Genomic DNA, 19,269 nt, shown 5'->3' on the forward strand with positions numbered 1-19,269 from the left:
CGCCGGCCATCCGCCGAAGCGAGGCCAGCCGCAGGTCCGCCCCCCGCCCTTCGATGATCCGATGGCATCGGCCGCGCATGGCGGCCCTTGACGCGCCACGATGCCGCATCGTCCGATGGCGCATCAGGCCAGCAGAGCCGACAGGGAGCCAGGAGACATCCAATGACGACAGCATCACGCCGCGCCGTGCTCGCGGCGGCCGGCGCCGCCCTTGCCGCACCGGCGCTCGGCCAGCCCGCCTGGCCGAGCGGCCCGGTCCGCTTCATCGGCATCTTTCCGCCAGGCGGGGGCACCGACATCCTCTCGCGCATCTGGTGCCAGAAGATGAGCGAGCTCACCGGCCAGCAATTCGTCGTCGAGAACCGATCCGGGAGCGCCGGCAATGTCGGGACCGAGGCCATCGCCCGCGCTCCGGCCGATGGCACCACGATCGGGCTCGCCTCGGTTTCCTCGCTGTCCATTGCGCCGACGCTGTATGCGCGGCTGCCCTTCGACGTGCGCCGGGACTTCACCTTCATCTCCGGCCTGTGGCAGTTGCCGAACCTGCTGGTGGTGAACAACGACGTACCCGCCCAAACCGTGCCCGAGCTGATCGCGCTGCTGCGCGCCAATCCGGGGAAGTACGCCTATGCGTCGTCCGGATCGGGCACGACGGTCCATCTGTCGGGGGAGATGTTCAAGCACCTCGCCGGGCTCGACATCCTGCATGTGCCCTATCGCGGCGGCGCGCCGGCGCATGTCGACCTGATCGGCGGGCGCGTGCACATGATCTTCGACAACATCCCGCAAAGCCTGGCCGAAGCACGCGCCGGGCAGGTGCGAGCGCTGGCGGTCACCGGCAGCACGCGCAGCCCAATGGCGCCCGAGATCCCGACCATGGCGGAATTCCTGCCGGGCTTCGAGATCACCTCCTGGGGCGGCGTGATGGGCCCGGCGGGGATGCCGCGGCCGATGGTGGAGCGCATCAACGCGCTGACCAAGCAGGCGCTGGAAAGCCCGGACCTCGCGACGCGCTTCCGTGAGAACGGTGCGACGCCCTGGTACACGACGCCCGAGGAGATGGCGGATTTCCGTGCGGCGAACGAGGCGGCCTTCGCGCCGCTGATCCGCGCGTCGGGCGCGCGGGTGGATTGATGCCGGGCGCGGAGGGGCCCGGCCCCTCCGGCGCATCAGACTGGCATGGGCCTCAGTAGATGTCCGGCTCCGGCGTCGGCTGCGTGCCTTCCAGGAACTTCATGTCGCACCCCTCATCCGCCTGGGTGACAGTGTCGAGATACAACGACGTCCAGCCACGCCCGTAGCGTCGGGCCGGCGGCGTCCAGGCGGCGCGACGGCGTTCCATCTCGGCATCATCCACCAGCAGGTCGAGCCGGCGGTTCGCGACATCCAGCCTGATCAGGTCGCCATCCTGCACGAAGGCCAGCGGCCCGCCGACATGGCTTTCCGGTGCCACGTGCAGCACGCAGGTGCCATACGACGTGCCGGACATGCGCGCATCGGACAGCCGCACCATGTCGCGCACGCCCTGCTTGAGCAGCTTCTGCGGCAGCGGCAGCATCCCCCATTCCGGCATGCCCGGCCCGCCCTGCGGCCCGGCCTGCTTCAGCACCAGGACAGAATCCGCGGTGACGTCCAGATCGGGATCGTCCAGTCGCTTCTTCAGGTCCGCGTAGTTCTCGAACACCACGGCGGGACCCGTGTGCTGCAGCAGGCGTTGCTCGGCCGCGCTGGTCTTGATGACCGCGCCATTGGGCGCGAGCGACCCCTTCAGCACGGCAAGCCCGCCTTCCTCCTGCAAGGGCTTGTCGATTGGCAGGATGATCTTGTCGTCGAAGACTTCGGCGCCTTCGATGTTCTCGCCCATCGTCCTGCCGGTGACGGTGCGCGCGGACAGGTCGAGGAAATCGCGAATGCGGTTGAGGAAGGCACGCGCGCCTCCGGCGTAGAAGAAATCCTCCATCAGGTATTCGCCCGCATTGGGGCGAAGGTTCGCCACCAGCGGCACGCGCCGCGACAGCGCGTCGAAGCGTTCGAGGTCCAGCATCACGCCGGCGCGCCGCGCCATGGCGATCAGATGCGGGATCGCATTGGTCGAACCGCCGAAGGCCATTGCCGCGGTGACAGCATTGTCGACGCTGCCCTCGGTGATCAGCGATTGCGGCGTCGCGTCTTCCCACACCATCTCGACGATGCGCTTGCCGGATTCCGTCGCCATGCGCGGATGCCCGGAATCGGCGGCGGGGATGGACGACGCACCGGGCAATGTGAAGCCCAGCGCTTCCACCGCCAGCATCATCGTCGCGGCCGTGCCGGCGGTCATGCAGGTGCCGAATGAACGGGCGATGCCGCCTTCCATGTCCTTCCACTGCGCCGGCGTGATGTTCCCCGCGCGCAATTCAGCATGGTACTTCCACACATCGGAACCTGACCCCAGCGTCTTGCCGCGCCAATTGCCGCGCAGCATCGGGCCGGCCGGCACCATGATGGACGGCAGGCCCGACGAGATCGCCCCCATCATCAGCCCCGGCGGCGTCTTGTCGCAGCCGCCCAGCAGCACGAGGCCATCGCAGGGATGACTGCGCGCGAGTTCCTCCGTCTCCATCGCCAGCATGTTGCGATACAGCATGGAAGTCGGCTTCTGGTACTGCTCGGTGACGGGATGCGCGGGCAGTTCCACCGGGAAGCCGCCGGCCTGCCAGACGCCGCGCTTCACCTCCTCCGCCCGGGTGCGGAAATGGAAGTGGCAGGGGGACAGTTCCGACCAGGTGTTAATGATGCCGATCACCGGCTTGCCGCGGAAATCGGCCTCGGAATAGCCGGCCTGGAGCATGCGCGACCGGTGGCCGAAGGCGCGCAGGTCATCCACGCCGAACCAGCGGTGGCTGCGCAATTCCTCGGGGCGCTTGCGGGTCATGGGTTTTCCTCCTGGCGACGGCTTGGCTTCCGCGGAAGGCTGCCAACTGCTATGGCAGTTGTCCATGGCCGCTGCGAAGACAGCCCGCGGGAGGATCGTACCACTCGCCGAGGAGGACACGCTCTCCCTTGGTGAGCGCGCCTATCGCCGCCTGCGCGAATCCATCGTGCAGGGCATGCTGCCGGCGGGGCGGAAGATCTCGGAACGCAGCCTCGCCGTCGAACTCGGCATCTCCGCCCAGCCGGTGCGCGAGGCACTGCGCCGGCTCGAACAGGATGGGATGGTCGTCACCCTGCCCCGCCGCGGCACGGTGGTGGCGGAGGTTGGCCCCGCCCAGCTTGGCGAACTCGGCCGCATCCGCGCCGCCCTCGAAGGCGTGGCCACGGCGCTGGCGGCGGAACGGATGGATGCGGCCTCGGTCGCCACGCTGGCCGCGATCGTGAAGCGCATGCAGGCAGGCACCGAGGCGCGGGACACCGACGCCCTCGACGAGGCCAACGAGGAATTCCACGCCCTGATCCATCGTGCGACGGGCAATTTGTTCCTGATGCGCTCGCTGGGCTCGCTGCGCGCCTATGACAATCTCGGCCGGCATCGCGCCGTGGGCAGCACGCCGCGCGACCTGCCCAAGGCGCTGGCCGAGCACCGCAGCATCGTCGCCGCGCTGAAGAAGCGCGATCCGGCCTTGGCCGAGGCGCGCATGCGCCAGCACATCCTGCGATCGCTCGTCACCAACGGCGTCCTGCCGCCACCACCACGAAAGGGCCGCGCGCCATGACATTGGAACAGGCCCTGACGGGCATCTCCGGCATTCTCGTCACGCCGCTCGACGGGCATGACGCGATCGCGCCTGCGCGTCTTGCGCCCATCGTCGAACGTTGTGCGGCAGCCGGCGTCGATGCGCTGACGGTCAATGGCAATACATCCGAATTCTATGGCCTGACCTTCGCCGAAGCCGAGCGCATGCAGGCCGAGGTACCGGCCATCATTGCCGGCCGTGCCAAGGTCGTTGCCGGCATCGGGCGATCCGTGAACGAGGCGGTGCGCCTTGCTGCACGCGCCAAGGCGGATGGCGTGGATGCGGTGATGGTCCATCAGCCGCCCGACCCCTTCGTCAGCCCGCGCGGCGTCGCCGAGTATATCCGCCGCGTCGGCGATGCTGCCGGCCTGCCGGTGGTGCTGTATCTGCGCAATGCCGGCATCGGCGACGCGGCGATCGCCGCGCTGACGGCTGTTCCGGGCGTGGTCGCGGTGAAATGGGCGAGCGTGGATTTGATGGCGCTGGCGCGTGCCATCCGCGCCGCGCCGACGATCCGCTTCGTCTGTGGTCTTGCCGAACCCTGGGCGCCGCCGATGACGGCGCTGGGTGCGCAGGGTTTCACCTCGGGGCTGATCAACATCGCGCCGGAGCGTTCCGTCGCCATCCTGTCCGCATTGCGCGCAGGGGATTTCGCCGCCGCCAATGCGCGCATCGCCGAAATCGGTCCCTTCGAAGTGCTGCGTGCCGAGGAACAGAACGGCGCCAATGTCTCCATCGTGAAGGCCGCGCTCGCGCTGACGGGTCATGACGTCGGCGCCGCGCGCCCGCCGGCCGCCTGGCCCGTCGCACCCGAATCACTGGCGCGGCTTCGGGAATTGCTGGCGGGTTGGCGGTCGTGACGAGGCGCCCCCCGAGACACGAACGCACCGCCCGTGGGCCCAGCCCCAGGTGACGGTTTCCAAAGGCCCACCGGCCTTTGGTGGGGTGGGGTCCGGGGAGGGGCGACGCCCCCCCCCCCCCCCCCCCCCCCCCCCCCCCCCCCCCCCCCCCCCCCCCCCCCCCCCCCCGCCCATCACCTACGCGCACACGCCAACCGCAACGGAGCCCGCTTCCATGACTGCCCCGACCAAGCCTGTCCTGCTCACCGGCGCTTCCGGCAATCTCGGCCGGCACCTCGCCAAGGCGCTGGCCGAGAAGGGCTGGACGCTGCGCCTGACCGACATCGCGCCCTTCCCGGACCCGCTGCCCGCGGGCGCAACCTTCGTGAAGGCCGACATCAACGATGGCGTCGCGCTGCTGCGCCAGGCCGAAGGCTGCGCGGCCATCCTGCATTTCGGCGGCGTGTCGGTGGAACGTCCCTTCGAGGAAGTCCTCGGCCCCAACCTGCGCGGCCTGTATCACGTCTATGAGGCGGCGCGGCGCGAAGGGGCACGCGTCATCTTCGCCAGTTCCAACCACTCGATCGGCTTCCACGAACGACCCAGCGGCAATGCGGAGCGGCTCGACTACGACTGCGCCTTCCGCCCTGACGGCTATTACGGCCTCTCCAAGGCCTATGGCGAATTGATGGGCCGGATGTACTGGGACAAGCACGGGGTCGAGAACGTCAACCTGCGCATCGGGTCCTGCTTCCCCAAGCCGATCGACCGGCGGATGCTGTCCACCTGGCTGTCCTTCGATGACCTGACGCGGCTCGCCGAACGCTGCGTGCTGGCCGTACGCGCGGGCCATGCGGTGATCTGGGCGTGTTCCGACAACCCCGCTTCGTATTGGGGCAAGGACCACCGCGACCGCATCGGCTGGGCGCCGCAGGATTCCGCCGAGCCGTTCCGCGCCGAGGTCGGCCACATCACGGCCGACCCGGTGACCGAGCGCTACCAGGGGGGTGGCTATACCGCGATCGAGTATTCGCGGACGAAACCCTCCCCGCGCGACGCCTGGTCACTCGAGGACTAAGATGGCGCCGCTGCATCTCTCGTCGGGCGATTGGTCCGCCGACCTCGTGCCGGACGACGGCGCCGGCATGACGGCGCTGCGCTTCGGTGGCCAGGACATCCTGGTGCCGGTGCCCGAAGGATCGCGCCTTGGCGGTCCCTTCGGCGCCTTCTGGATGATCCCCTGGGCGAACCGGCTGGATGGCGGGCGGCTCGGGCCGCATCGCCTGCCGATCAATCGGCCGCAGGAAGGCCATGCGATCCATGGCCTGTCACGCGACTGGCCCTGGGTGGTCGAGACCGCCGCACCCGATCGCGCCGTACTGACGCAGGCGGTGGATGTCGCGCCCTATCACTACACGACGCGACTCGTCGTCGCGCTCGGCCCCGCCGGGTTGTCGCTCGACCTCACGGTGACGGGCGGCGGGGACATGCCGACGCCCTTCGGCGCCGGCTGGCATCCCTGGTTCCGCCGCCCGCCCGGCACGACGCTGTCTTTCCGCGCCACGCATCGCTGCACCCATGATGCGCGCGGCCTGCCCATCGCCGCCGAGCCGAGCACGGGGCTGGATGGCGGCGAGGAGGCGTTCCTCGGCCTCGATACCCATTTTCCCGGCTGGGATGGCGCGGTGATGATCGCCTGGCCGGGCCTGACGCTGCACATGGCCGCGACCGGTGCCCTGGCCAACGCCCTGCAGGTCTATGCACCCCGAGACCGTCCGGTGCTGTGCGTCGAACCTTCCTCGCATATGACGGATGCGCTGAACCGGCCGGATCTGGCCCGTTTGGGGCCGATGCAGGTGCTCGCACCGGGCGAGAGCCTGACCGGCATCATCACCCTGACCGCGGAAGGTTCACACCTGCCCAAAGGCGCGGCATAGGATGGCGACATGTCATCCTCCCGCACCGCGCTCATCCTCGGCGCCGGCATCATGGGGCTCTCCGCCGCCTGGGGCCTGGCGCGGCAGGGCTTCGCCGTCCGCATCGTCGAACAGGACGAGGTGCCGAACCCGCGCGGCGCCTCGGTCGACCGCCATCGGCTGATCCGCCACGCCTACGGCGGCCAGGCCGGCTACATGCGCATGGTCGACCCGGCCTATGCCGCCTGGGACATGCTGTGGCGGGAGTTGGGCGAGGTGCTGCACATCCCGACCGGCGTGCTCGCCGTGTCAGGCGGCACGAAGGGCTGGCTCGGCGAAAGCCGCGCGACTTTGGCCGGCGACGGCCACGCCGTCACCGACCTGACCGCCGAGCAGGTCGCCGCGCGCTTCCCGATCTTTACCGAAGCGGGCATCGGCGCTGCTTTCCACATGGAAGCCGGCGGGGTGCTGCTGGCGGATCGCATCGTTGCCGGGCTGGCGCGGGCCTGCACGGCGCGCGGCGTCGTCATCGAACGCGCCCGCGCGGCCGCGGTTGATCCGGCACGCGCAACGCTGCGGCTGAACGATGGCAGCGAGCGCAGCGCCGATCTGCTGGTGATCGCCGCCGGCCCCTGGGCGCCGCGCCTGCTGCCGGCCGCGCTCGCCCCGCGCGTCGTCGCATCCCGCCAGGTCCTCGTGCTGCTCGAACCGCCGGCGCAGCATCGCGAGACCTGGACGCGTGCGCCCATGCTGCTCGACCTCGCGGAGGATGGCGGCTTCTACGCCGTGCCGCCGGTTGCCGACACGCCGCTGAAGATCGGCGACCATCGCTTCTCCCGCAGCGGCGATGCCGAGGCCGACCCACGCGACGCAACGGCCGCCGAGGCCGAGGAGATCCTCGCCTTCGCCCGCCCGCGCCTGCGCGACATGGCGGGCTACCGCATCCTCGGCGCGCGCGCCTGTTACTATGACGTCGAGGATGCCGAGCGCTTCGTCATCGAACCGCTCTCGCCGCGCTGCCTGGTGATGTCCGGCTTCACCGGCCATGGCTTCAAGTTCGGCCCGCTGCTGGGCCTGGCACTGGCCACCGCCGCATCGAACCCGGCACTGCTGCCCGCCCTCACCCCCTGGGCCGCTGGACAGGCAGCGCCCGCCCCCGGCCTGCTCGCCGCCCTGGAAGGCGTTTCCGCATGACCTCGACCGCCGCAACCGACCTGATCTTCGGCCTGACCCGCGTGGTCGGGCTGCCCGCCTTGACCGCGAAGGCCGGCGCCGCATTGACGGCCGACGACATCGCCCAGATCGTCACCGAGGCCGACCGCTTCTGCACCGAGGTGCTGCAGCCCGATGCGCTGGCCGCTGACCGTGCCGGCGCGGTCTATGCCAATGGCGTCGTCACCACGCCGCCGACCTACCCGGCGGCCTATGCGAAATGGGTGGAAGGCGGCTGGCAGTCGCTCTCGGCCCCCGAGGCGCATGGCGGCCAGGGCCTGCCCGCCGCGCTGTGGATCGCTATGACCGAATTGGGCATGGCGGCCGATACGTCCTTCATGCTCGGCCCGCTGCTGACGGCGGGCGCGATCGACTGCCTGGTGCACTACGCGACGCCGGATCAGGCCGCGCGCTGGCTGCCCAAGATGGTCAGCGGCGAATGGACGGGTGCCATGTGCCTGACCGAGCCCAATGCCGGCAGCGACCTCGGCGTGCTGCGCACCCGCGCCGAGCCGCTCGGCAACGGCAAGTATGCCCTGCACGGCCAGAAGATCTTCATCACCTGGGGCGAGCACGACTGCACCGACAACATCGTCTACCTCGTGCTGGCCCGCCTGCCTGACGCGCCGCCGGGGTCGCGCGGCATCTCCCTGTTCGTCGCCACCAAGGTGAAGGAAGACGGCAGCCGCAACGGCCTGCGCTGCGGCGGCATCGAGCACAAGCTCGGCATCCACGGATCCCCCACCTGCATCATGCTGTTCGAGGGTGCGGAGGCCGAGATGGTCGGCGAGCCCCATCGCGGCCTGAACGCGATGTTCGCGATGATGAACAATGCGCGCCTGGGCGTCGGCACGCAGGGTGTCGCACACGGCGCCGGTGCGCTGCGCCTCGCCGAGGCCTTCGCCGCAGAGCGCGTGCAGTCCGGCCGCGTCATCGCCGAGCATCCCGACGTCGCGCGCATGCTGACGGAGATGCGCGCCATCACCCTGGCGGGCCGCCTGCTGGCGTTGGAGACCGCGATCTGCGTCGATCGCCACGCGCTGCTCGGCGATGCCGGCGCGCTGGCGCGACAGGCGCTGCTGACGCCGATCCTCAAGGCCTGGTGCACCGATCGCGGCGTCGAGACCGCCTCGACCGGCGTGCAGGTCCATGGCGGCATGGGCTTCATCGAGGAGACGGGCGCCGCCCGCATGCTGCGCGACGCCCGCATCGCTCCGATCTACGAAGGCACCAACGGCATCCAGGCGATCGACCTGCTGGTGCGCAAGGTGGCGAAGGACGACGGCGCCGAGATGCGCGCCCTGCTGGACGAGGTGAAGCGCACGCCCGACGCAAGGCTGCGCGCGGCGGCGGAGCGGTTGGACGCGGCGACGGCCGTCGTGCTGGGCGCGCAGGCGCGCGACGCCGACGCCGCGCAATCCGTCGCCGTCGCCTATCTGGAGGCCGCCGGTTGGCTGCTCGGCGGCTGGATGCTGGCGCGCGCGGCGGCCGAGGATGCGGCGGCCTATGGCGCGGTGGCGGATTTCTACCTGCGCCGGCTGCTGCCGCGGTGTGCCGGGCGCATCGCGGAGATCGAAGGGGCGCTGGCGGCGTGAGGGCGCGGCGGGTGTCCCGGTGGGCGCGACCGATGGGGAGCGGCGGAACCGGAGAGGGCTTTGCCCCCTCCGGACCTCCCCCACCAAAGGCTTAAGGCCTTTGGAAACCTTGACTTGGCGTGGAGGAGGCAGTTGCGCCGGCGCTGGCAAATGCCGCTCCGGGCGCAAGGATGTGCCAGGACACTGGTCGCGCCTGTCGTGCCCGACGCCAAGGGGTGGCTTGGAGGGGCAACGCCCCTCCAACCTTCAAAACATCCCGGCGCCTGAACGGCGACGCCCCGCCGGCGCATGACCCTCGCCGCCCTCCCGCCGACGCGCGACGCGGCCAGCGAGAACTTCCCCGTCGCCTCCCGCCTCATCGCCCCGGCGCTGCGCCCGAAGGTGCTCGGCTTCTATCGCTTCGTGCGCACCGCCGACGACATCGCCGACAGCCCGGCGCTGACACCGGACGACAAGCTGGCGCGGCTGGCGGCGCTGGAGCGTGCGCTGGATGACCCCGGCACCACCGAACCCGCCGCACGGCTGCTGCACGACAGCGCCGCCGGCACGGCGGAAGCGCGGCGCATGCTCGATGCCTTCCGCCAGGATGCGACACAGCGCCGCTACGCCGACTGGGCTGCGCTGGAGGATTACTGCGCCGCCTCCGCCAACCCGGTCGGGCGGATGCTGTTGCGCCTGCATGGCGAGGACGCGCCCGGCGCGATGGATGCGGCGGATGCGCTCAGCACGGCGCTGCAGGTCCTGAACCACCTGCAGGACCTGGTCCCGGATCGCGATGCGCTCGACCGCATCTACCTGCCGGAATCCTGGCTCGCGCTGGCGGGCGGCGAGGCCGCCTTCTTCGACCCCGCCAGTGCCGCGCGCCGCCGCGCCGTGCTGGATGCGGCGCTGGACCGCGTGGCTGAGCGGCTCGACGCCGCTGCGGCGCTGCCGCGGCTCGTTGCCTCCCGCAGGCTTGCGATGGAAGCGGGCGTCACGCTGGCGATGGCGCGCCGCCTGCTTACGCGGCTGCGGCAAGGCGATCCCGTTGCCGGCCGCGTCGCACGGACCAAGGCCGACGCGGTCCGCGCCTTCATTGCGGCACCCTTCGGCGGGCCATCGGATGCGACGCTGGTGCGCCGGCGCGTCGCCGCTGCCGGTTCCTCCTTCACCCGCGGCATGTCGGCGCTGCGCGGCGATCGCCGTCGCGCGCTGTGGGCCGTCTATGGCTTCTGCCGCGTGGTGGACGACATCGCCGACGGCGCCATGCCCGATGCCGAGAAGCACCGCTTCCTCGAAGACTGGCGCACGAAACTCGCCCGACCCGACTGCGCCCTGTCGCGCGAATTGGCGCGCGCGCGGGATCGCTACGACCTGCCTGTCGGGGAATGCGAGGCGATGATCGAGGGCATGCGAACCGATGCCGCGCCGGCCGTGCGCATCGCGGATGGCGCGGCACTCGACGTCTATTGCCGCCGCGTCGCCGGCAGCGTCGGCGCGATGGCGGTGCGCATCTTCGGCGCGCCGGAGGCGGTGGGATTCGGCCTCGCCCTCGGTCGCACACTGCAACTGGTCAACATCCTGCGAGACCTGGATGAGGATGCCGCGCGCGACCGCATCTATCTGCCGCTCGACCGGCTCGCGGCGCATGGCATCGCCGATGGCCCGGCCGCACGCATCCTCGCCGCCCCCGCCATTGCCGAGGTGTCGCGGGAGATCGCCGTGCAGGCCGAGGCCGGTTTTGCCGAGGCGGAAGCCGCGCTGCGCCACTTCGACATGCGCGCCCTGCTGCCGGCCCGCATCATGATGTGGGGCTATCGGCGCCTGTTCGACCGGCTGGTCGCGCGTGGCTTCGCCCCGCCCCGCGCCCGCCCGCGCCTCACCCGCGGCGAGAAGGTGCGCATGGCGGCCTTCGCGCTGCGCCTCGCCCCGGTCGCGGCACGGTGACGGTCCATGTGGTCGGCGCCGGCGTGGCCGGGATGGTCGCTGCCCTGATGCTGGCCCGTGCCGGCCATGCCGTGACGCTGCACGACGCCGCCCCGGTTGCCGGCGGCCGCTGCCGCGCCCTGCCCGACGGCACCGACAACGGCACCCATGTCCTGATGGGGGCGAACCGCGCGGCGCTGCGGTTCCTTGATGCCATCGGCGCGCGCGACGGCTGGATCGAGCCGGAACCGGATGGCCTGCCGCTGTTCGACCTGGCCGACGGAACCGCCCGCCGCATCGCCGCATCACCGCGCGCCTGGCGCGACCCCGCGCGGCGCCCGCCGGGACTGAGTGCCGGCGGCGTGCTGGCATTGCTGGGCATGGCTTCCGGCATCACCGACCGGCCGGTCGCGACGGCCATGGCGAAGCACCCCGCGCTGCTGCGCGGCTTCGTCGAGCCGCTGACTGTCGCCGCGCTGAACACGCCGGTCGCGCAGGCTTCCTCCGCACGGCTCGGCCAGGTGCTGCGGCGGCTGGGCGGCGCCGGCGCGGCGCGGCTGCTGGTGGCGCGGGAGGGTCTCGGGCCGAACCTGATCGCCCCGGCCCTCGCCGCGCTCGCACAGGCTGGCGTCGCGCTGCGGCTGGGCGCCCGGCTGCGCGCGCTGACCACCGCGGAGGGCCGCGCCGTCGCGCTGCACATTGGCCAGGACTCGCTGGCGGTCGCGGCGGGCGATGCGATCATCCTCGCCCTGCCGCCCTGGGAGGCGGCGCGGTTGATCCTCGGCCTGCGCGTGCCCGACGACCATGCGCCGATCCTGAACCTGCACTTCGCCCGGCCGGGCGCGGGGCCGGTGCGCTTCGTCGGGCTGCTCGGCGGATTGGTGCAATGGGTCCTGGTCCGCCCGGGCGGCATCAGCGTGACCGTCAGCGCCGCTGATGCTGAAGCCGAGGAGCCGGTGGACAGCCTCGCGCCGCGTGCCTGGGCCGAGATCCGCCAGGCCGCCCGCGCCTTCGCCCTGCCGGGGGATTGGGCGCAGGCGCCGCCGCCTTGCCGCGCGGTCAAGGAACGCCGGGCCACGCCGCGCCATGGTGTCGGGTTCCCGCCGGTCGCACCGCGGCTGCCGCTGCGCAACCTGGCGCTGGCGGGCGACTGGACCTGGGGCGGCCTGCCCGCGACGATCGAGGCCGCGGCCCTGTCCGGCGAGGCCGCCGCAAAGGCCGTCGCCAGGCAGGCACGGCGGCCCGGCGCGGCCTGATACCAACGGCCGAATTCCTCGACCGTCGGTATCGGCTTCGGCCTGCCCTCGGACGCGTCGTGCTAAAGGCACGCCCATGGTGTGACGCGCAAACCTCCGGCTTGCTTGGCTTTCGCCGGACTACCGGCGGGCCGCCTTCGCGGCCTCGGCACGAGTCGATGAGCCGTGTCGTTGGCATGAGACCGACGCGTTGGCCCGGATGCCGGTCGGCGCCCAGCCTGTCGGGATCACACGCGCGCGATCATTCAACCTGGCCGGGCAGATGCCGGCGCATCGCGTCCTCAACGTGCTGGCATGCCGGGTCCGGAGCGGGCATTCTCTCGCCATGGTTGCGAATGCCGACACTGTTCCACCCGTCCATACGAATCGTCTGTGCCTCCGCTGCGCGGAAGAACGCGACGCCACGGCGCTGGCAGGCCTGATGAGCGAAGCCGTCAGCCGCCGGCTGGCGTCCTGGCCGGTGCCCTACACGCCGGTCATGGCACTCGACCGCATCGCCGGCGTGCGCATGGCGGCCGCGGAGCGGCGATCCTTGCCGCTGGTGGTCGAACGTCGCGCCGATGGCGCCGTGCTGGGCTGGATCAGCATCTCCCGCGCGCCGGGGGATCCCGCGACTGCGCTGATCACCTATTGGCTCGGCGAGGACTTCCAGGGCCTGGGCTACATGCGGGAAGCCGCGCCGGCGGCCATGCGCGAAGCCTTCGCGCTGATGGATATCGCGCGGCTGCGCGCGGCGGTGCAGGCCGACAACGCGGCCTCCCTGGCAGTGGTCCGGCTGCTGGGCATGGCGCCGATGGGGGAAGGCCGCATCTGGTGCCCCTCGCGCGGCCGGGACGAACCCTGCCAATGGTTCGAATTGCGGCGGGACGACGCGGTGCGCGCGCAGCCTGAGCGGGCCGACGCGGCATCGTGACGAGGGGCCCGCCGGCGGGCCGGCAGCCGCGACGCCGGAGCAATCGCGTTGAATGGTGGTCACCCGATCCGCTCAATCGGCGACCATCCTCGCGCGCCTGACCGCTTTCGATGGAACGCGACCTGCCCTATGCGGCCGCGACGCTGGGCGCGGCATGGCCGGTGCGCTTCAGCCGGCCGATGTCGAAGCCTTCGCGGCCAGCGATCGACAACGCCTCGGCATAGTTTGCGGGGGCCATCTCGGCCTCGCGGCCCAGGATCCACAGGAACCGGCGGTTCGGCGTGCCGACCACGGCCCAGCGATAGTCACGGTCGAGACCGATGATCCAATAATCCCCGAAGAACGGCCAGAGGAACGCGACGCGCAAGCGGTCATTGCCGGGCGAGGCCGAGCGCGCATGGCCTTCGGCGGTGATCGGATGGCCTCCATTGGCTGCGTCGACGCATGTGTTGAGAACGTGGATCGTGCCGTCCGGCTGCGGCGTATAGGTCGCCGTGACGGCGACGGCGCGCAGGTTGGGGCGATCCTGGAACGCGTTGGGGAAGCGCGCCACCTCGTGCCAGGTGCCGGCGTAGCGCGGCAGGTCCACGAAGCCGACCGTCTTGGGCAGCGGCGGCCGCCGCAGTTTTTCCGCCAGCCAGTACGTCGCCGTGGCCGTCAGCCCGACGATGGCGAGGGTCCTCGCATGCATGCTGTCCTCCGTGGTCCCGAACGTGGCGCGGCCAGGCCGGGATGCCGGTGGCCGCGCCCTGTTCGTCGGTGAACGCGGTGCGACCGGCACGGTTGCACCCGAGGGCTCGTGCGGCCCGCCCACCGCCAGGCCCGCGAGGAACCGGCCACGTCCACCAGGAATTCGGCCGGGAATGGAGCGTTGGGCGGCGCATCGCTTGGCGGCTGCGGCCCGGCGCGGCCGGCCCGGCCTGGAACGAGGCAGGTCTCTCCAGGCAAGCCCAGGCAAGCATCGCGCCACTGGCCTGGCCCGTTGCCTTCCCACGCCCGCCCGGCGCTGTAGCATGGCGGCGCCGAGGGGAAGGAACGCAGAATGGCCGACCCGCTGTTGTTCACGCCGCTGCAGATCAGGGGCGTGACCCTGAAGAACCGCGTCGTCGTGGCGCCCATGCACCAATATGCGGCGTCGGGGGGCTTCGCCACCGACTGGCACCTGATGAATGCCGGGCGCTACGCCGCCGGCGGGGCCGGGCTGATGATGGTGGAAAGCACCAAGGTGGAGCGGCGCGGCTGCGGCACGATGGGTGATCTCGGCCTGTGGGATGACGCCTTCATCCCCGGCCTCCTGCGGATCGTCGACTTCATTCGCGCGCAACACTGCGTGGCGGGCATCCAGATCGGCCATTCCGGCCGCAAGTCACGGCGCTTCCGGCCATGGGAGGGCGGCGCGCCGCTGACGCGCGAGGCGGTGGTCGACGCGCTGGGACCCGAGGCCTGGGACGCCTGGGACCTCGTCGCCCCATCGGCGGCGCGTTCACCGGAGAGCGATCCGCTGCCGCGCGCGCTGACGCGGGCGGAAGTGAAGGACCTGGTGCTGCAATGGGGCCAGGCCGCGCGCCGCGCCCATGAGGCCGGCTTCGACGTGCTCGAGATCCATGGCGCGCATGGCTACCTGATCCACCAGTTCCTCTCGCCCTTCTCCAACCTGCGCAATGACGAGTATGGCGGCGACGCGATGGGCCGGATGCGCTTCTGCATCGAGGTGGTGGAGGAAGTCCGCCGCCACTGGCCGGAGGACAAGCCGCTGTTCCTGCGCCTGTCGGTGGAGGACGATGTGGGATGGGGGCCAGCCGAAAGCGTCGCGTTGGCGAAGCTGGTGAAGCCGAAGGGCATCGACGTGATCGACTGCTCCTCGGGCGGCATGTCGGGCGCGCCGGTCACCAGTGCCGGGCCGATCGGATATGGCTACCAGGTGCCTTATGCCGAAAGGCTGCGGCGCGAGGCTGGCATCCTGTCCATGGCGGTCGGGCTGATTGTTCATGCCGACCAGGCGGAGGACATCCTGCAGAAGGGCGAGGCCGACCTGATCGCGCTGGCGCGGGAGCTTCTGTACAATCCGAACTGGCCGATGGATGCGGCGCAGAAGTTGGGCGTCAATCCGCGCTTCGCGCTGGTGCCGCCGGCCAGCGCCTATTGGCTGGAGAAGCGGGCGCGGCAGGTCAGGACGATGGTGCCGAGCACCTATCGGGAAGGACTGCGGGCCTGAATGGCCGTGCGGTTCGCCCGGTGCCCGCCTTGCCAGGCCGACGCCGTCGTCAATCTCCGTGAATCCATGGCAGCAAGGACTTTCCATCCATGACATCCGCGCCGCTCTGGCAATATGCCGCCACCGACCTCAGCGCCCTGATCCAATCCGGCGAAGTCAGCGCGACGGAGGCGGTGCGCGCCTCGGTCGAGCGCATGCATGCGGTCAATCCCGCGCTGAATGCCGTGGTCACCGACCTTTCGGACGCGGCGCTGGAACGGGCGAAAGCGCTCGATGCCGCCAAGGGTCCGAAGGGCCCGCTGCATGGCGTGCCGATCACCATCAAGATCAACATCGACCAGAAGGGGCAGGCGAGTTCGAACGGCGTTGTCGCCTTCAAGGATCTGGTCGCGCCGGGTGATGCGCCGCTGGTGAAGAACCTGCTGGATGCCGGCGCCGTGGTGATCGGGCGGACCAATGTCCCGGAGTTCTCGCGTCGCTGCGACACCGACAACCCGCTGTTCGGCCGGACCTGGAATCCGTGGGGCCGGCATGTGAGCCCCGGCGGTTCGTCGGGCGGCGCGGGCGCTGCGGTGGCGGCGGGGATCGGCGCATTGGGGCATGGCAATGACATTGGCGGGTCGCTGCGCTTTCCCGCTGCGGGCAATGGCGTGGTCACGGTCAAGCCGGGCGTCGGCCGCGTGGCGGTCTACAACCCCTCGCAGACGGTGGAGCGCGGCCTGCTGGCGCAGCAGATGTCGGCGCAGGGGCTGCTGGCGCGTTCGGCGCGGGACCTGCATCTCGCCATGCCGGCGATGATCGCGCCCGATCCGCGCGACCCCTTCCATGTGCCGCTGCCCTGGCGTGGGCCGGCGCTGGCGGGACCGATGAAGGTCTGCTTCAGCCGCGAGGCGCCGGACCTGCCGCTGCATCCGCTGGTGGAGAAGGCACTGCTGGCCGCGCGGGATGCGCTGGCCGATGCGGGCTATGTCGTGGAGGAGGTGGCGCCGCCATCCCTGCGCGAGATTGCCTTCGAAGGCCGCCAGGCGCTGATGACCGAGAGCTATCACCTGATGGCCCAGGACGTCGCGAAGTACGGCTCGCCCGCCATCGTCAGCGTCTTCGAGCAGAACTACCGCCGCACGCCCACGGTGGAGATGAAGCCCATGCTGGAACTGCTCGCCCGCCGCACCTTCTATGCGCGGCAATGGTCGGTGCTGATGGCGGAATACCCGTTGTTCCTCTCGCCCTTCCTGCCGGTGCCCTTCTATGCGCCGGGCCGCGACGCGGAAGGGGCGGAAGGGCTGCGCGAGAGCATCGGCCAGGGGCATTGGTCGGTGGTCGGCAACTATCTCGGCCTGCCGGCGGGCGTCGTGCCGGCCGGCCTCGGCGATTTCCCCGAGGGGCCGAAGCCGGTCGGCGTGCAGATCCTCGGCCGGCGCTGGCGCGAGGATCTGGTGGTGGATGCGATGATCGCCATCGAGGATCGGTTGGGCACGCTGTCGCAGCAGCTTTGGGCGCGGATGGGCTGACGCCCGAAGGCCGGCTCCAAACAGCCTCGGCGCGCGGGCGCTGGGCGCGGGACCATGTCGCCTCCCGCACGGAGGAGGCGCTGGTGGAGGATGTGCGGCATCAAGGCTTGCCCGCCGCCGGACTCGAACCGGCATGACCTTGCGGTCTGCGGATTTTAAGTCCGCTGCGTCTACCATTCCGCCAGGCGGGCGCATTGCTTGTCAGCGTGCAGGCAGCCTCCGCGGCGGGTGCCCGTCAACCCTGCCTGCACGGCCGGAGGGGGAATTATCCTCCCTAACCACCTTCGTCGAGGGGCTCGGCGCCGGGCACCTCGATCCGTTGCGGCGCCAGCAGCGCGAGCCCGCCATCGGCCGCCGGCGCCAATGCGTGCAGCCAGAAATACCGCCCCTCCCGATCCAGCGCGCCCATGACCGGTGACGGCGCGGAGATGATGCGCAGATCCCCGCTGCGCCCCATCCAGTCGAAATGCCGGTGCCCGTGCAGCACCACGATGCGCCGCGCATGCCGCCGCAGCCGCCGCAGCACCCAATGCCCGTTCACCAGCGCCGTGCCGATCCGGTCCGCCAATGACGCACCAGGCCGCGGGTATTCGACCAGATGATGGTGCAGGGCGACCAGCCAGCGCGCCTGCGGCCATTCGCGCATCGCCGCCTCGGCCGCGCGCAGCTGACTCATGCCGAGGATGCCGAGCGCATTGGTGAAGGAGAAATGCGTCTCCGCATTGGAATCGAGCAGCACGACGCCGAGCCCGTCCGGCGTCGCCGGCGGCGCGATCAGCGGGAAGGCCTCGTTCCAGGTCGCGCGCGCGGCGAGCCCCGCGCGCAGCCCACCGTCATCCATGAAGCGCGCCAGCGTTTCACCGCGCCCATCCTGTGCCAGCCAGGCATCGAAGGTCGGCCCGACGCGCTGCGTGTCGTGATCGACCACGCGCACCCGCCGCCCCTGAAGCCGCGCCATGGCCGACAGGAAGCGCAGCCGCCGCAATGGCCCGCCCGGCGCGATGGGCAGTTCCAGCCGCGACGGATTGGCGCGATCGACGATGTTCACGTCGTGGTTGCCGGGAATGATCAGGATGCGGTCGCGCAGCGACGGGTGGCGCGCCAGCGCATCCTCGAAGGCAATGAATTCCGCGTTGCGCGCGGCATCGGTGATGTCGCCGGTGATCAGCACGACATCGATGCGCCGCACCGCGTCCTCCGCCTCCAGCAATTCGAGCACGCGGTCCAGCCTGCTGTTGCCGCGCGGCCCGTCGCGGCCGCATTCCAGCCGGAAGCCGTACTCGTCGCCGACGATGTGGATGTCGGACAGATGCGCGACACGCCAGCGCGCCTCGCCCGCAACGGGCGGACCGATATCCTCGGGCGTGCCGGCCAGTGCCTCAGCGATGCTCCAGGCCGGCGCGCCGACCATCAGATAGACGGCGATGACCCACACACCGTTGCGGATGGCATCGAGCGCGATGCCGACCAGGTCACCCGCGCCGAAGGCCGCAACGCGCAGCGTCGGCAGCGGCCCTGCCCACCAGGCGACGGCCGCGCCGAGCAGCGCGATCAACGCCCCGGCCGCAAGCCCGGCATCGCGCCGCATCGCCGCCAGCGGTCGGCCAGGTGCGGCGGTTTCCAGCGCGAGCCGCGTCGCTTCCCGCAGGGCGGTATAGAGCGGCTGCACCAGCCCGGCATTCAGCGCCCAGAAATTGCGCTCGACCACGCGGAACAACAGCCGGCCCCACCGCCACGAGGCGACGCCGGCGATGATCGCGAAGCTGGCCAGGGCGATGATCAGGCCGAAGCGCGCCACGCCGTGCCAGGCGGTCTCGGTCAACCACAGCACCACCTTGGGCGCGGCACCCAGCAGCAATGCTGGAACAACCAGCAGCATGACCGCCGCCAGCACCAGCTTCGGCAGGCTGATCTCGAGCAGCATGCGCGAGGCATGGCCGAGCAGTGAATGGCGCGACGTGCTGGATGCATCGTCTTCGAGATCGCCGTCGCGGGGGTCGGAGAAGCTCATGGGCGCGCTGGAAGAAGACCGAAGGGGCTTTGCCCCTCCGGGCCACCCCACCAAAGGCCAGTGGGCCTTTGGAAACCATCACCTGGTGCCAAGCATACCGGTATGATTGAGGGGACGAAGGTCGCGTCGGGCACGAGGCCGAATCCGGGCATCAATCCTGCGCGAGACGTCCGATGCCAAGTA

At 70.9% G+C, this 19,269-nt stretch carries 15 protein-coding genes and 1 tRNA gene; 12 read left to right on the plus strand and 4 right to left on the minus strand.

Translation table 11 applies throughout. From position 1 onward, the window contains the following. The first annotated feature begins 162 nt into the window (after positions 1-162). Positions 163-1,134, plus strand: coding sequence for a tripartite tricarboxylate transporter substrate binding protein (locus AAFN86_RS14535; protein WP_347544071.1), 972 nt, complete (start codon positions 163-165; stop codon positions 1,132-1,134). Between the two features lie 52 nt (positions 1,135-1,186). Here the strand turns inward: AAFN86_RS14535 and araD are convergent, their stop codons facing one another. Beyond that, positions 1,187-2,914: an L-arabinonate dehydratase gene (gene araD / locus AAFN86_RS14540; RefSeq protein ID WP_347544072.1), complete on the minus strand. Its 1,728-nt coding sequence runs from the start codon at positions 2,912-2,914 to the stop codon at positions 1,187-1,189. 64 nt (positions 2,915-2,978) lie between these two features. On the opposite strand from araD, the gene AAFN86_RS14545 reads away from it, so the two are divergent. The 9 genes from AAFN86_RS14545 (at position 2,979) to AAFN86_RS14585 (ending at position 13,349) form a co-directional block, all read left to right on the plus strand. Beyond that, positions 2,979-3,692: a GntR family transcriptional regulator gene (locus AAFN86_RS14545; RefSeq protein ID WP_347544073.1), complete on the plus strand. Its 714-nt coding sequence runs from the start codon at positions 2,979-2,981 to the stop codon at positions 3,690-3,692. Continuing rightward, a complete protein-coding gene (locus tag AAFN86_RS14550) occupies positions 3,689-4,573 on the plus strand; it encodes a dihydrodipicolinate synthase family protein (RefSeq protein ID WP_347544074.1) in 885 nt (294 codons plus the stop codon). The genes AAFN86_RS14545 and AAFN86_RS14550 overlap by 4 nt, the downstream gene beginning before the upstream one ends. Positions 4,574-4,787: 214 nt before the next feature. After that, complete coding sequence (locus AAFN86_RS14555) at positions 4,788-5,630, plus strand: NAD(P)-dependent oxidoreductase (RefSeq protein WP_347544075.1); 843 nt, start codon at positions 4,788-4,790, stop codon at positions 5,628-5,630. 1 nt (position 5,631) lies between these two features. Continuing rightward, positions 5,632-6,489, plus strand: coding sequence for an aldose epimerase (locus AAFN86_RS14560; RefSeq protein ID WP_347544076.1), 858 nt, complete (start codon positions 5,632-5,634; stop codon positions 6,487-6,489). A 9-nt stretch (positions 6,490-6,498) separates the two neighbouring features. Then, positions 6,499-7,662: an FAD-dependent oxidoreductase gene (locus AAFN86_RS14565; RefSeq protein ID WP_347544077.1), complete on the plus strand. Its 1,164-nt coding sequence runs from the start codon at positions 6,499-6,501 to the stop codon at positions 7,660-7,662. Continuing rightward, the gene (locus AAFN86_RS14570; RefSeq protein WP_347544078.1) at positions 7,659-9,275 is read left to right on the plus strand and encodes an acyl-CoA dehydrogenase; all 1,617 of its coding nucleotides are present in this window, start codon (positions 7,659-7,661) and stop codon (positions 9,273-9,275) included. The genes AAFN86_RS14565 and AAFN86_RS14570 overlap by 4 nt, the downstream gene beginning before the upstream one ends. Positions 9,276-9,563: 288 nt before the next feature. After that, positions 9,564-11,201: a squalene/phytoene synthase family protein gene (locus tag AAFN86_RS14575; protein WP_347544079.1), complete on the plus strand. Its 1,638-nt coding sequence runs from the start codon at positions 9,564-9,566 to the stop codon at positions 11,199-11,201. Beyond that, on the plus strand, positions 11,198-12,436 hold the full coding sequence (locus tag AAFN86_RS14580) for an FAD-dependent oxidoreductase (protein WP_347544080.1): 1,239 nt from the start codon (positions 11,198-11,200) through the stop codon (positions 12,434-12,436). The genes AAFN86_RS14575 and AAFN86_RS14580 overlap by 4 nt, the downstream gene beginning before the upstream one ends. Positions 12,437-12,761: 325 nt before the next feature. Then, positions 12,762-13,349 carry a GNAT family N-acetyltransferase gene (locus AAFN86_RS14585; protein WP_347544081.1) on the plus strand — a complete coding sequence of 196 codons (588 nt, stop codon included), beginning with the start codon at positions 12,762-12,764 and terminating at the stop codon, positions 13,347-13,349. 127 nt (positions 13,350-13,476) lie between these two features. Here the strand turns inward: AAFN86_RS14585 and AAFN86_RS14590 are convergent, their stop codons facing one another. After that, entirely contained in the window at positions 13,477-14,040 is a 564-nt protein-coding gene (locus AAFN86_RS14590) for a lipocalin family protein (RefSeq protein ID WP_347544082.1), read from the minus strand. A 351-nt stretch (positions 14,041-14,391) separates the two neighbouring features. On the opposite strand from AAFN86_RS14590, the gene AAFN86_RS14595 reads away from it, so the two are divergent. Both AAFN86_RS14595 and AAFN86_RS14600 read left to right on the plus strand, forming a co-directional pair. After that, on the plus strand, positions 14,392-15,564 hold the full coding sequence (locus AAFN86_RS14595; RefSeq protein ID WP_347544083.1) for an NADH:flavin oxidoreductase/NADH oxidase: 1,173 nt from the start codon (positions 14,392-14,394) through the stop codon (positions 15,562-15,564). Between the two features lie 89 nt (positions 15,565-15,653). Then, positions 15,654-17,075 (plus strand): amidase, encoded by a 1,422-nt coding sequence (locus AAFN86_RS14600; protein ID WP_347544084.1) that lies wholly within the window; start codon positions 15,654-15,656, stop codon positions 17,073-17,075. Between the two features lie 108 nt (positions 17,076-17,183). Here AAFN86_RS14600 and AAFN86_RS14605 read toward each other — a convergent pair. Next, a tRNA-Leu gene (locus AAFN86_RS14605) sits at positions 17,184-17,266 on the minus strand. An 83-nt stretch (positions 17,267-17,349) separates the two neighbouring features. Continuing rightward, positions 17,350-19,086: a metallophosphoesterase gene (locus AAFN86_RS14610; protein ID WP_347544085.1), complete on the minus strand. Its 1,737-nt coding sequence runs from the start codon at positions 19,084-19,086 to the stop codon at positions 17,350-17,352. Positions 19,087-19,269 lie beyond the last annotated feature (183 nt).

Origin of the sequence: Roseomonas sp. CAU 1739, assembly GCF_039839775.1 — a bacterium.
Taxonomy (GTDB): domain Bacteria; phylum Pseudomonadota; class Alphaproteobacteria; order Acetobacterales; family Acetobacteraceae; genus Neoroseomonas.